The following is a 12,181-nucleotide window of genomic DNA, read 5'->3' on the forward strand; positions in this document are numbered from 1 at the left end:
CCCCTGTTCGGCGCAGAACCCAGCATCTCCCGGGCTTTCTGGATACGGCCGATCAGCGAACCGCAACAGGTGCGGGCAATGCCATTGACGCTGAACCGTTCAACCAAGCACGCCCATACAATCGGCGTCACCGCCCGCCCCCTAAGCTTTTGACTTTCTTGAAAGCGCTGGAGAGTAGGCATGTACAGAAAAGTGAGGGCGGTAACCCTGGCCGTGACATTGCTGGCCGGGGCCATGGCGGGCAGCGCATGGGCGGCCACGCCGGTAGTGGCTGTGGCGCCGCAATACGACACCAGCCATGTGTATGTAGCACCCGCTGATGTAGAGGGTTTTGCCCAGAGTTTCCTGGCCACGTTCGGGGGCAAGAGCACGCCCCAGGTGGTGGTCAATGTGCTGCCGGTGCCGAGCAGCACCACTTCGCAACTGTTGCAGACCCCGGCCGGCACGGTGTCACTGTTCGGCTTCACCACGCCCATCCCCCATCCTTTCGGCCAGGAGCGCAATGGTTATCTGGTCAAGGACATGGACGTGGCCCTGAAGGCAGCTCGGGACAACGGCGCTGCGGTCATCGTCAGCGATTTTCCCGATCCCATCGGCCGCGATGCGGTGGTGCAGTGGCCGGGCGGCGTGAACATGCAGCTGTATTGGCATACCAAGACCCCCGATTACGCCGCCTTCCAGACGGTGCCGGAAAACCGCGTGTACCTCAGCGCCGATCGCGCCGATCGCTTTATCAAGGCGTTCCTTGGCTTCTCCCACGGCAAAGTGGTCGCCGATGACAAGCACGCACCTGCTGTGGAGGTGGGCCAGGCTGGCGGCACTTACCGACGCGTCGAAATCACGTCGCCCTTTGGGCGTATGGCGGTACTGGTGACCAACGGCCAACTGCCCTACCCCTTTGGCCATGAAACCACCGGCTATGAGGTAGCCGACCTGACGGCCACCCTGGCCAAAGCCACGGGCTCGGGCGCTACCGTACTGGTGCCGAGCTTCGCCAGCAAAGGCCGTCGCAGCGCATTGGTGCAATTCCCGGGCGGTTACGTCGCGGAAATTCACCAACTCATCGCGGCAAAATGATCCGTCGTACAGGCTGGGGCCTGGCCGTGCTGTGGCCGCTGGTGGTGGGCAGCGTACATGCCGACAATCAACCGACCCGCCCGGCCATCAAGGCCAATCGCTGGCAGGAAGACTGGTCTGTGTTCAAGGATCCGGCACTGCGCACGCAACCGTTGGACAACCTCAAGTACATCCCGCTGTCCGCCGCCAACCCGTTCACCTACCTGTCCCTGGGTGCGACGTTGCGCGAACGCTTCGAGATGAACGACGCCAGCGGCTTCGGCGTGCGCGATGTAGCGCGTGATCGCTACCTGATCCAGCGTTTTCAGGTGCACGCCGACTTGCACCTCAACGAACACTGGCGGCTGTTCACCCAGTTGGAAGATGTACGGGCCTATGACAAAACCACCATCGGCGGCGCCGACCAGAACCGCGTCGACCTGCGCCTGGCCTTTGCCGAATACGTGAAGACCTTTAGCGCCGGCACCTTTAAGGCTCGGGCGGGTCGCCAGGACTTTGCCTTCGATTTGCAGCGCTTTATTTCGTCGCGCGATGGCCCGAATGTGCGCCAGTCCTTCGACGCGCTGTGGGCCGACTGGGAAACGCCCCAGTGGCGTGTTATCGGGATCGCCAGCCAACCGGTGCAATACCAGGATGGCCGGCACTTTGACGACAAATCCAATCGTGACGCGCGCTTCCACATGCTGCGGGTCGAGCGGCTGGTGGGCGGCAGCAATGAGTTGTCGGCCTATTACGGCGTCTACGAGCGCCGTGCCGCCCATTACCTGGATGCCGACGGCAACGAGACCCGCCAGTTGCTCGACGTACGCCTGGGCGGCGCGGCCCGGGGCTTCGACTGGGATATCGAAGCCATGCTGCAAAAGGGGTCGGTGGGCAGCCAGGCGATCCGCGCCTGGGCCGGCGGCAGCCGTACCGGCTACACCTTCGACACGCTGGCCTGGACACCGCGCCTCGGCCTGCAAGTGGATGTCGCCTCCGGTGACCGCAAGCGCGGTGATGGCCGCGTCGGCACCTTCAACCCACTGTTCCCCAACGGCTACTACTTTTCCCTGGCCGGTTATACGGGCTACAGCAATCTGATCCACGTCAAGCCATCAATCACCGTCAAACCCATCGCCAAGCTGAGCGTGCAAACCGCTGTCGGCCTGTTGTGGCGGCAGACCACCGCGGACGCGGTTTATACCCAACCCAACCTCGCCGTCGCCGGAACGGCTGGCCAGGGTCAACGCTGGACCGGCGCCTATGGCCAAGTGCGCACCGACTACGCGTTTACCTCCAACCTCAGCGGTGCAATCGAGGCCGTGCACTACGCGGCTGGCCAGACCCTGCGTGATGCCGGTGGGCACGACAGCAACTACCTGGGCATGGAACTCAAGTTCAGTTGGTAACCTCAGGCGAGCACACCCATACAAGCCTGGGCTCAGGTTAACGGCAATAGTGATACGGTTTTTTCAGCGCTTTTTTAACTCAAGCAAGGAGATTCAGATGAGCACCTTCGTTGCCAAAGACGGTACCCAGATCTACTTCAAGGACTGGGGCAGCGGCAAGCCCGTGCTGTTCAGCCACGGCTGGCCGCTGGATGCCGACATGTGGGAATACCAGATGGAGTACCTGAGCAGCCGCGGCTTTCGCACTATCGCGTTCGACCGCCGTGGCTTTGGCCGCTCGGACCAACCCTGGACCGGTAACGACTACGACACCTTCGCTGACGATATCGCACAGTTGATCGAACACCTGGACCTGAAGGACGTGACCCTGGTGGGCTTTTCCATGGGTGGCGGTGATGTGGCGCGCTACATCGCCCGCCATGGCAGCGCTCGTGTCGCCGGCCTGGTGTTGCTGGGTGCCGTGACGCCGATCTTCGGCCAGCAACCGGACTATCCCCAAGGCGTCCCCACCGAGGTGTTCGATGGCATCAAGGCCGGCCTGTTGAAGGATCGCGCCCAATTCATCAGCGATTTCAATACGCCGTTCTTCGGTATCAACAAGGGCCAGCAAGTCTCGGAGGGTGTGCTCAGCCAGACCCTGCAGATCGCCATGCTTGCCTCGCTCAAGTCGACTGTGGATTGCGTCAGCGCCTTCTCCGAAACCGACTTCCGCCCGGACATGGCCAAAATCGACGTGCCGACCCTGGTGATCCATGGCGACGGCGACCAGATCGTGCCGTTCGAAACCACCGGCAAGGTGGCTGCCGAAATGATCAACGGCGCGCAACTGAAGGTCTACAAGGATGCACCCCACGGGTTTGCCGCGACCCACACCCAGCAGCTCAATGAAGACCTGTTGGCGTTCCTCAGCCGCTGAACCGCTTGCAACCTCCTCTCCTTGTTTGGCCGGGTTCGCCCGGCTTTTTTTTGCTCAGGCGAAACGCGTCCGAAACCGCGCCAACGTACTTGCAGGCTTGTGCTGAAATCCCGCGGTTGTCGCCAGCGGTTGCATTGCCGAAAGAACCCGGCATGATCTTGCTGAACTGCCGACCCCGCGCTACGGTCCCAACCCATACGCTCATCGCTACAGGAACTTTTCCATGACGCTCCCCCAAGAAATGACCCTGATCGAAATCACCACGCCTGGCGGCCCCGAGGTCTTGCAGCCGCGTCGCGCCGACGTGCCAGTGGCCGGGCCAGGTGAAATTCTGATTCGCGTGCACGCCGCCGGGGTCAACCGCCCAGACGCGCTGCAACGCGCCGGCAAATACCCGATGAAACCCGGCATGAGCCCGATTCCCGGGCTGGAAGTGGCCGGTGAAGTGGTGGCGCTGGGCACTGGCGTGACTGAATACAGCCTGGGCGACAAGGTGTGTGCCCTGACCAATGGCGGTGGCTATGCGCAGTTTTGTGCGGTGCCGGCCAGCCAGGCGCTGCCGGTCCCGGCGGGCATGGACTGGATTCAGGCCGCCGCCGTGCCGGAAACCTTCTTCACGGTCTGGGCCAACCTGTTCGGCCTCGGCGGTGCCCATAAAGGCCAGCGCGCCTTGATCCACGGCGGCACCAGCGGCATCGGCACCACCGCATTGATGCTCTGCCAGGAGTTCGGTATCCAGGCATTCGCCACCGCCGGCAGCGCAGACAAATGTGCCGCGATTGCCAAGCTGGGCGCCGAACCGATCAACTACCGCGAACAGGAGTTTGCCGAAGTCATTGCCCAACAGACCGATGGCAAAGGCGTCGATGTGATTCTCGACATCATGGGTGCCTCGTACCTGAACAACAACCTCAAGGCCCTGGGCATGGACGGTCACCTGGTGATGCTCGGCTTCCTCGGTGGCGGCAAGGCTCATGACGTCGACCTGCTGACCATCCTCGCCAAACGCGCGGTGATCACCGGCTCCCTGCTGCGCGCCCGCACCCGCGAAGAAAAGGCCGCGATTGCCGAACAGCTACGCGACTACGTGTGGCCGGTGCTCAGCGCCGGGCGCTGCCTGCCGATCATCGACAAGGTCTACGCATACACCGACGCCGCCCAGGCCCATGCGCGCATGGAAGGTGGGGATCACATTGGCAAGATTGTGTTGCGGGTGGAGTGAGGCGCTTTCCTCAATCCTTGGCGACCGGCCAAGTTTGACGGTACTCGGCACAAATGTGGGAGGGGCGTGTGTCACTCCGGTTCGGCATACACCGGATAATCCACATACCCCGCCTGAGTCCCCCCATACAAGCCCTCTGCCTTCAACGCATTCAATGGCCAGCCATTGAAAATCCGCTGGGGCAGGTCTGGGTTGGCAATGAACGGCCGTCCGAAGGCGATCAGGTCCGCCAGCCCAGCCTCGACCAACCGTGCACCGCGCTCGGCGGTGTAGCGGCCGGCGTAGATGATCCTGCCGCTGAAGGTGCGGCGCACGGCCTGGCGGAATGTTTCAGGCAGGTCCGGCGCGTTATCCCAGTCGGCTTCGGCGATGGAAACATAGGCGATGCCCGACGCTTCCAGCACTTTGATCGCTTCGATATAGGTACGGTGCGGGTCTTCTTCCACCAGGCCAATGTAGACCCGATCCTGATCGGTGCCACTGAACAGCGGCGAAAAGCGCACGCCCAGGCGCTGCGGCCCCACCACCTTGCACACCGCCTCGACAATCTCGCGCAGCAAGCGCAGGCGATTGTCCAGCGAACCGCCGTACTCATCCTCACGGATGTTGGAGTGGGCCGAGATGAACTGGTTGACCAAATAGCCGTTGGCCGCATGGATTTCCACACCATCGAACCCGGCGTCCAGGGCATTGCGAGCAGCCTGGGCGTAGTGTCCGACCAACTCGTCGATTTCCAGCGGGCTCAACGCACGAGGCACGGGTGGCTGCACCAGCTCACCCACACCCGGACCGGTTTCAATAAAGGCTTTGGCTTGCAGCGCCGGCAGTGCAGACGGCCCCACCGGTGCAGCGCCGCCAGGTTGCAAGGCGTTATGGGACACCCGCCCCACGTGCCATAGCTGGGCAAAGATCACCCCACCCTCGGCATGTACCGCTGCGGTCACCTTGCGCCAACCCTCGATCTGCGCCGGTGTATGGATGCCCGGCGTCCATGCGTAGCCCTGGCCGCGCGGCTCGATCTGCGTACCCTCGCTGACCATGAAGCCGGCACTGGCACGCTGGCGGTAATATTCGGCCATCAGGTCGGTGGCGATATTGCCCGGCTGGGCGCTGCGCTGGCGTGTCAGCGGCGGCAGCACAACGCGATTGTTCAAGCGATGATGCCCCAGCTTTATCGGGGTGTTCAAAATGCAGTCAGGCATGGGGATATTCCAGATTCAGGACGAACGAAAACCCTGGCGACTCCTGGGAGTCGCCAGTGCGTACCTCGGTTTATTAACTTAAGCGCTGAGTGCCAGCAGTTCCACGGCCACTTCACTGGAGCTGCCCGGGTTCTGCCCAGTGACCAGCAAGCCATCGACAATCACAAAGGATTGCCAATCGGCACCCTTCTCATACTTGCCGCCCAGTTTTTTGAATTCATCTTCAATCAGGAACGGCACAACATCGGTCAATTGCACCGCGGCTTCCTCCGAGTTGGAGAACCCGGTCACACGGCGGCCCTTGATCAACGGCTCACCGTTGACTGCCTTGACGTGGCGCAAGGCACCCGGTGCATGGCAGACAAATCCGATGGGTTTGCCGGCCCGTTCGAACGCCTCGATCAGCGCGATGGACACCGGCGACTCCGCCAGGTCCCACAGCGGGCCGTGGCCGCCAGGGTAGAACAGGGTGTCGAAGTCGGCGGCGTTGACCGTTTCCAGCTTCACCGTGGTAGCCAGGGCCTGCTGCGCAGCCGGGTCTGCGGCGAAGCGCGCTGTCTGCTCGGTTTGCGCATCCGGCTCATCGCTCTTCGGGTCCAACGGCGGCTGGCCGCCAGCTGGGGAAGCCAGCACCACAACGGCGCCAGCGTCCTTGAACACGTAATAAGGGGCGGCAAACTCTTCGAGCCAGAAGCCGGTCTTGCGCCCGGTATCGCCAAGCTGGTCGTGAGAGGTCAGTACCATTAATACTTTCATTTTCCAGTGCCTCGATCGATGTGAGTAGCAGGGTTTTCAGGGCCGCCCAACAACTGTTGGGTCAGCAGCAGCGCCTCGCAGAACGGCGCAGTGGTACGGGTGATCTTGCCCATGACGCTGGTTCCCAGCCACAGCGCATACAAGCGCTTGGCAAGGCTGTGCGGGGCGTGCTCGAACCTGAGCGAGCCGTCTTCGACCCCGCGCTCCAGGGCCAGCGCGAGTAACTCGATGGTGCGCCAAGTACCGCGCTGCAACGCCAATCGCATGGGTTCTGACAGGTCGGAGACTTCAGCCCCCAACTTGACGGCCAGGCACTTGCCGGTATCGGTGCAGCCAGTGTGGTTGTCGATCCAGCCTTGCCAATAGCGCATCAACTTGGCGTGATGGGTTAAACCCGGCTGATCCAACAGCTGCTGCATGCCTTCGACGTACTGGTCGAAATAGGTATCGAGCAACACCACGCCAAACGCATCCTTGGAGTTGAAGTAGTGATAGAACGAGCCCTTGGGCACTTGTGCGGCGTGCAGGATTTCGTTCAAGCCCACCGCGGAAAATCCCTTGGCACCGACGATGGATTGCGCACGTTCAAGAATCGCTTGCCGTGCACTGCTGCTTGCGTTGCTCATGCTTGCCTCCGTGCGATTAGACCAGTCGTCTAGTTCGTTGGGGCCATGTTAGGCAGCGAGGCAACCACTCACAATGTCATATCCGCAAGGATTCCGGACATGCGCCAAAGTCGGTTGCCGTTTGCCTGGTACACGCCGACAATCCCCTCTCCCCTGCCCCTTGGAGAGATGCAATGCACAGCGTTGCGCTGATGGTTTACCCGAATTTCCAGTCGTTGAGCCTTAGCCTGGGCTCGGTGTTCGAGTGCGCCAACCTGCTGCGCGGTGAGCCGGCCTATGAGTTTCACCTGATATCGGAAAGCGGCGGCGCGGTGATGACCTCCCAGGGCTTTTCAGTCAATACCAGCGCCATCCGCCCCGAGGGTTATGACACTCTGATCGTCAGCGGCTATCTGGAGTTTCGCCTGCCGGAGGCCAACCTGCTGGAACTGGTCAAGGCAGCGTCGGCACAATCGCGACGCGTGGCCTCGTTGTGCATGGGCATTTTCGTGCTGGCCGAGGCAGGGTTGCTGGCAGGCAAGCGCACCACCACCCACTGGATCCACGCGCCGGCGTTCCGCAAACGCTACCCGGATATCCGCCTGGAAGACGACAAGCTGTTCGTGGTGGACGGCCAGGTGTGGACCGGCGCCGGCATGAGCGCCGGGGTCGACCTGGCACTGGCGATGGTGGAGAACGACCTGGGCAGCGACCTCGCCCGGCGCATCGCACGCAAGCTGGTGATCGCCCAGCGCCGCGGCAGTGAGCAGTCGCAGTTATCGGCCTTGCTGGAACTGGACCCCAAGTCCGACCGCGTGCAACTGGCCCTGGCCTATGCGCGTGAAAACCTCACCCATGATTTGTCGGTAGAAGCCCTGGCCGACGTCGCCCGGCTCAGCCCGCGCCAGTTCAGCCGAGTGTTTCGCGAAGAAACCGGGCAAACCCCGGCCAAGGCCATCGAAGCCCTGCGGGTGGAAGCGGCCCGGGCCATGATGGAAACCAGCCGCCACCCGGTGGAAGTAGTGGCCCGCGAAACCGGGTTTGGTGATCGCGAGCGCATGCGCCAGGCGTTCCTCAGGGCATTCGGGCAGCCGCCCCAGGCGATGCAGCAGGTGCTGTTCAATCCAGGCTAGGCCCGTGTGGGAGGGGCTTGCCCCCGATTACCAGAGGTATCTACACAACTTTGCATTCGCCAACAGTAACCACGATGCGAAGCGAGCCGCTCTTGATCTTGATCTTGATCTTGATCTTGATCTGCTTTTGATCTGAGGCGCCCCGTCAAACCACGCTGGCCGGAATTCGACAGGGATTTGGGGGGGTAAACCGGCAGGGATGCCGGTTTAGCCGCCCCGCGCCATGGATGGCGCGTGGCGGCGGCCCCACAAATCCATGGCGGATTACGGGCACACCGAGCCCAGGCGAGGTGCCGAGTGGTGGGGCAAGAGCGTTTTGCTTACTTTTGCGCTTTTCAAAAGTGAGCCGCTGTAAAAGCGGAACCAATAGCAGCCGTTACCCAAACAACGGATATGTACTCGGTCTGATCCAACATCCTGGTCGGCTGTCAGGCCGCCATCGGGAGCAAGCCCCCTCCCACATTTACCGCACCCCCATTCGAATCACGGGGCATCAGTGCAATGACGCCCGGGTAATCAGGTAGCTCACCAACTGCGGATCATCCTCCAGTTCCATCATCTGCACCGGACGCGGCAGGTTATCCAGCACGGTGCGCCAGAATGCCTGGGATACCTCGTCCTGATCATAGAAACGCACCAGCCAATTGGCCGCGCCGCTGCACAGCACCTGGCTGGCGATGGCACGGCCGATACCCTTGCGGCGATAGCGCTTGAGAATGAACAGGTCGGCCAGCTCCAACGCGTCGATACCCGGCAGTTCGCTGCCTTCAATCAACAGGAAACCAGCGATATAGCCATCGACCAGCAACAGGTTGGCGCTCCACTGCGGGTCTTGCCAATAGCGGGCCAAGTGTTCGTCATGGATATAGAAACGGCCATCGGCTTCGACATCTTCCTGTTCCCAATCCGAAGACTCGTAGGCGTAGTACTGGTACAGATTGCGAATCAGCTCGGCGTCTTCAGGGCCGGTCTGGATCAATTCAACGGTGGTTTCAGGCATGGGGCTCTCGGTGGAAAAACGCAGGGCGCCATTGTTCACAAAAGTGCCTGCCACGCCAATGGCTTGTCGAATCCTTTCTATTGGCTGAACCGAATGCAAATAGCGGTTGCCCTGGCCAAATTCCTGAAACATTTAGAATAAACTTCGCCGGTTTCCACCTTTCGCTCAAGGACACGTATTGTGACCAATGTCTGTACCGCCGGCCTGGATGTGGGCTTTGCCTCCCTGGATTACCTGCAAATTTTCATCCTGGGGGTAATCCAGGGCATCACCGAATTGCTGCCGGTGTCGTCCACCGCCCATATGCGCGTGGTGCCCGCCCTGCTCGGCTGGCAAGACCCGGGCTCGGCGTTTTCGGCGGCCATGCAATTGGCCGCGCTGGCGGCAGTGGTCAGTTACTTCTGGCGGGATGTGCGCCAGGTCACCACCGGCAGTATCAGTGCGGTACGCCGGGGCGACTATAACGATCGGTGGTTCAAACTGGCGGTGGCGATCGTGCTGGCGACTATCCCGATTGGCATTGCCGGGTTGGCGCTGTCTTCGACCCTGAATGCATGCAACTCGCCATTGCGCGGGCTGATGGTGATCGGCATTTCCTGCGTGGTGATGGCGGTGTTGCTGGCACTGGCCGAAGTGCGTGCCCGCCATACCCGCGACGTAAGCCAAATGCGCTTGCGCGATGCGCTGATCGTGGGGGTGGCGCAGATCGGCGCGTTGATTCCTGGGGTGTCGCGTTCGGGCTCCACGCTGACCGCAGCGCTGTTCCTGAATTTCAAACGCGAAGAAGCGGCGCGGTTTTCTTTCCTGTTGGGCCTGCCGGCCATTGCCCTGGCGGGTTTGAAAGAACTGTGGGTGCTGCTGCGCGCCGACATGCCTGCCCACGCCTGGCCGCATTTGATCTTCGGCCTGGTGGTGGCGAGCATCTCGGCGTTCTTTGCGATCTGGGGCCTGATGAAGTTCCTGGAGCGCTTCTCCACCTGGCCGTTCGTCATCTACCGTGCGCTGCTGGGGATCTTCCTGATTGTGGCGGTCAGCAGCGGGTTGTTGAGTTAAGCCGTCGGTTCGCGGTCGGCCAGCGCTTCAAGCAGATCGGCCGAGGGCACGAAGAACAAACCACCGGTCACTGCCGTACTGAAGTCGAGCAAGCGGTCATAGTTGCCAACCGGGCGGCCAACGAACATGTTTTCCAGCATCTGCTCCAGCGGTTGCGGCGAGCGTGCGTAGCCGATGAAGTAGGTGCCGAACTCGCCGGCGCCGGGGCGGCCGAAGGGCATATTGTCGCGCAGGATCTTCACTTCCTCGCCGTTCTCGTCAGTGATGACGGTCAAGGCACTGTGAGAGTTGCTCGGCTTGGTTTCTTCGTCCAGTTCGATATCTGCCAGTTTGGTTCGCCCGATTACCTTCTCCTGGGCTTCTACCGTCAAGCCGTTCCAGGCGCTCATGTTGTGCAGGTATTTCTGCACCACTACGTAGCTGCCGCCCTCGAACTGAGGGTCTTCGTCACCGACCAGGGTGAATCTTTCGGCCTTGCGCCCTACCGGGTTTTCGGTGCCGTCGACAAAACCGATGATGCTGCGCATATCGAAATAGCGGAAACCCTGGACCTCATCCACCACCTTGACGCTATCGCCCAAGGCGGCCATCAATTGGGTCGCCAGCTCGAAACACAGGTCCATCTGCTCGGCGCGGATATGCAGGAGGATATCGCCCGGGGTCGACACCGCCTTGCGCCCTTCTACACCGAATTCGCGGAACGGATGCAGCGACGCAGGGCGTGGGGCGCCGAACAGCCGGTCCCACGCATCCGAGCCAAAGCCGCAGACGCAGGTCAGGTTGCCCGACGGCACGCGCTTGCCCACCGAACGCACAAGGCCGGCGATGTCGGCACACCAGCCACGCACGTTTTCAGCCGCGTCGGGGGCCAGGGTGGCGACCATGAAAATCGCGCTGCTGGTGATCGGGTGGCACACGGACTGCGGTTCGAGAGGTGGCTGGACAGGGCAGGTTTTCATCAGGCAGATCCATAGGCTAAGGTCGGTTTGAACCGACGCAGGTTAGCAGATCAGCCGTGACAACTGGCCCACACCTGGCGAATCAGCGCTTTCATCTTGAGCGCCTCGGCCCAGCGATCAGTGAGTTCTCGCCCCATTGCATCGGTGATCGCATAGGGTGGCGGGCCCAGTTCGCAGGTGAAGGGCAGGCTCTGGGGCGCGTCGGCACGGGTCAGCCAGTCGTCGATCCCATAGCGCCACCAGCCAGTAAAGCGCTCGACCCAAGGCTGGTGCTGAGGAAAATCCAGGCCAACCTGCACCTGCTCACTGCTGGCGATGCGGCCATGAAAGCCCCAACTATGGCGCAGGATCGTGCGTATCTGCTCGTCGTCTTCCAAGGCACCGGGCTCGGGCAACTCGCGGCCGACAACGTAGTGGGACAGGTCCGCGAGCAGTTTCAGGTCGGGCATTTGCGCCAGCAGGTCGAGGGTGAACAGCAGGTCGTTGGTCAGTCGATAACGGTGGGTTTCCAGCAGGATCGGGAAGTCCACCTGTTCGGCCAGGCGCTGCCAGCCTTCGATCAGCCTGGCCGCCTCAACCTGGGTACGCGGGCGCACATCGGCTTGCAGGGTCAGGTGGTGACAACCGTAGCGGCCGGTCACTTCCAATGCCCTGGCCAGATCGTCCACCGATTGCGGGAACAGCTGACCTTCGATCTGCAAGCCCCTGGCCGTGGCGGCAGCATGCAAGCGCGAGACTGCGGCCAGCGTCCAGTAATGATCGGTGATGCCGTCGAAACCAGCGGCGGCGATGCGGTCCAGTTGCGCTTCGAGGCTGCCGGGCTCGGTTTGCATGGCCCACATCGATTGGAATACCAGAAGTTGGCGCATA

Annotated in this window: 12 protein-coding genes; 6 read left to right on the plus strand and 6 right to left on the minus strand. The window is 61.8% G+C overall.

The features are described from left to right. Positions 1–180: 180 nt before the first annotated feature. The 4 genes from PSEBG33_RS10110 to PSEBG33_RS10095 all read left to right on the plus strand — a co-directional run bounded on the left by PSEBG33_RS10110 (position 181) and on the right by PSEBG33_RS10095 (position 4,603). Positions 181–1,077, plus strand: coding sequence for a VOC family protein (locus PSEBG33_RS10110; RefSeq protein WP_005789454.1), 897 nt, complete (start codon positions 181–183; stop codon positions 1,075–1,077). Continuing rightward, entirely contained in the window at positions 1,074–2,465 is a 1,392-nt protein-coding gene (locus PSEBG33_RS10105) for an alginate export family protein (protein WP_005789456.1), read from the plus strand. Before PSEBG33_RS10110 ends, PSEBG33_RS10105 begins: the two co-directional genes overlap by 4 nt. A 97-nt stretch (positions 2,466–2,562) precedes the next feature. Continuing rightward, entirely contained in the window at positions 2,563–3,381 is an 819-nt protein-coding gene (locus tag PSEBG33_RS10100; RefSeq protein WP_005789458.1) for an alpha/beta fold hydrolase, read from the plus strand. A 223-nt stretch (positions 3,382–3,604) separates the two neighbouring features. Then, entirely contained in the window at positions 3,605–4,603 is a 999-nt protein-coding gene (locus PSEBG33_RS10095) for an NAD(P)H-quinone oxidoreductase (RefSeq protein ID WP_005789460.1), read from the plus strand. 71 nt (positions 4,604–4,674) lie between these two features. On the opposite strand, the gene PSEBG33_RS10090 is transcribed toward PSEBG33_RS10095, so the two are convergent. The 3 genes from PSEBG33_RS10090 to PSEBG33_RS10080 all read right to left on the minus strand — a co-directional run bounded on the left by PSEBG33_RS10090 (position 4,675) and on the right by PSEBG33_RS10080 (position 7,187). Beyond that, the gene (locus tag PSEBG33_RS10090; RefSeq protein ID WP_005789462.1) at positions 4,675–5,805 is read right to left on the minus strand and encodes an alkene reductase; all 1,131 of its coding nucleotides are present in this window, start codon (positions 5,803–5,805) and stop codon (positions 4,675–4,677) included. Between the two features lie 78 nt (positions 5,806–5,883). Then, entirely contained in the window at positions 5,884–6,561 is a 678-nt protein-coding gene (locus tag PSEBG33_RS10085; RefSeq protein ID WP_005789464.1) for a type 1 glutamine amidotransferase domain-containing protein, read from the minus strand. Continuing rightward, complete coding sequence (locus PSEBG33_RS10080) at positions 6,558–7,187, minus strand: TetR/AcrR family transcriptional regulator (protein ID WP_005789466.1); 630 nt, start codon at positions 7,185–7,187, stop codon at positions 6,558–6,560. The genes PSEBG33_RS10085 and PSEBG33_RS10080 overlap by 4 nt, the downstream gene beginning before the upstream one ends. A gap of 173 nt (positions 7,188–7,360) precedes the next feature. On the opposite strand from PSEBG33_RS10080, the gene PSEBG33_RS10075 reads away from it, so the two are divergent. Next, entirely contained in the window at positions 7,361–8,299 is a 939-nt protein-coding gene (locus tag PSEBG33_RS10075; protein ID WP_005789468.1) for a GlxA family transcriptional regulator, read from the plus strand. Positions 8,300–8,792: 493 nt separating this feature from the next. Here the strand turns inward: PSEBG33_RS10075 and PSEBG33_RS10070 are convergent, their stop codons facing one another. Continuing rightward, entirely contained in the window at positions 8,793–9,431 is a 639-nt protein-coding gene (locus PSEBG33_RS10070; RefSeq protein WP_005789470.1) for a GNAT family N-acetyltransferase, read from the minus strand. Between the two features lie 48 nt (positions 9,432–9,479). On the opposite strand from PSEBG33_RS10070, the gene PSEBG33_RS10065 reads away from it, so the two are divergent. Beyond that, positions 9,480–10,352 carry an undecaprenyl-diphosphate phosphatase gene (locus tag PSEBG33_RS10065; protein WP_005789472.1) on the plus strand — a complete coding sequence of 291 codons (873 nt, stop codon included), beginning with the start codon at positions 9,480–9,482 and terminating at the stop codon, positions 10,350–10,352. Here the strand turns inward: PSEBG33_RS10065 and PSEBG33_RS10060 are convergent. Both PSEBG33_RS10060 and PSEBG33_RS10055 read right to left on the minus strand, forming a co-directional pair. After that, positions 10,349–11,311, minus strand: coding sequence for a Dyp-type peroxidase (locus PSEBG33_RS10060; protein ID WP_005789473.1), 963 nt, complete (start codon positions 11,309–11,311; stop codon positions 10,349–10,351). The genes PSEBG33_RS10065 and PSEBG33_RS10060 overlap by 4 nt on opposite strands. 50 nt (positions 11,312–11,361) lie before the next feature. Then, a complete protein-coding gene (locus PSEBG33_RS10055) occupies positions 11,362–12,180 on the minus strand; it encodes a sugar phosphate isomerase/epimerase family protein (RefSeq protein WP_032803625.1) in 819 nt (272 codons plus the stop codon). Position 12,181 lies beyond the last annotated feature (1 nt).

It is taken from the genome of Pseudomonas synxantha BG33R, from assembly GCF_000263715.2.
Taxonomy (GTDB): domain Bacteria; phylum Pseudomonadota; class Gammaproteobacteria; order Pseudomonadales; family Pseudomonadaceae; genus Aquipseudomonas; species Aquipseudomonas synxantha_A.

What these genes read in the sequence shown, in the direction of transcription:
- PSEBG33_RS10100 (WP_005789458.1), top strand. Translation starts at nt 2,563, where the DNA reads ATGAGCACCTTCGTTGCCAAAGACGGTACCCAGATCTACTTCAAGGAC.
- PSEBG33_RS10105 (WP_005789456.1), top strand. Translation starts at nt 1,074, where the DNA reads ATGATCCGTCGTACAGGCTGGGGCCTGGCCGTGCTGTGGCCGCTGGTG.
- PSEBG33_RS10070 (WP_005789470.1), bottom strand. Translation starts at nt 9,431, where the DNA reads ATGTTTCAGGAATTTGGCCAGGGCAACCGCTATTTGCATTCGGTTCAG.
- PSEBG33_RS10090 (WP_005789462.1), bottom strand. Translation starts at nt 5,805, where the DNA reads ATGCCTGACTGCATTTTGAACACCCCGATAAAGCTGGGGCATCATCGC.
- PSEBG33_RS10095 (WP_005789460.1), top strand. Translation starts at nt 3,605, where the DNA reads ATGACGCTCCCCCAAGAAATGACCCTGATCGAAATCACCACGCCTGGC.
- PSEBG33_RS10085 (WP_005789464.1), bottom strand. Translation starts at nt 6,561, where the DNA reads ATGAAAGTATTAATGGTACTGACCTCTCACGACCAGCTTGGCGATACC.
- PSEBG33_RS10075 (WP_005789468.1), top strand. Translation starts at nt 7,361, where the DNA reads ATGCACAGCGTTGCGCTGATGGTTTACCCGAATTTCCAGTCGTTGAGC.
- PSEBG33_RS10080 (WP_005789466.1), bottom strand. Translation starts at nt 7,187, where the DNA reads ATGAGCAACGCAAGCAGCAGTGCACGGCAAGCGATTCTTGAACGTGCG.
- PSEBG33_RS10060 (WP_005789473.1), bottom strand. Translation starts at nt 11,311, where the DNA reads ATGAAAACCTGCCCTGTCCAGCCACCTCTCGAACCGCAGTCCGTGTGC.
- PSEBG33_RS10055 (WP_032803625.1), bottom strand. Translation starts at nt 12,180, where the DNA reads ATGCGCCAACTTCTGGTATTCCAATCGATGTGGGCCATGCAAACCGAG.
- PSEBG33_RS10110 (WP_005789454.1), top strand. Translation starts at nt 181, where the DNA reads ATGTACAGAAAAGTGAGGGCGGTAACCCTGGCCGTGACATTGCTGGCC.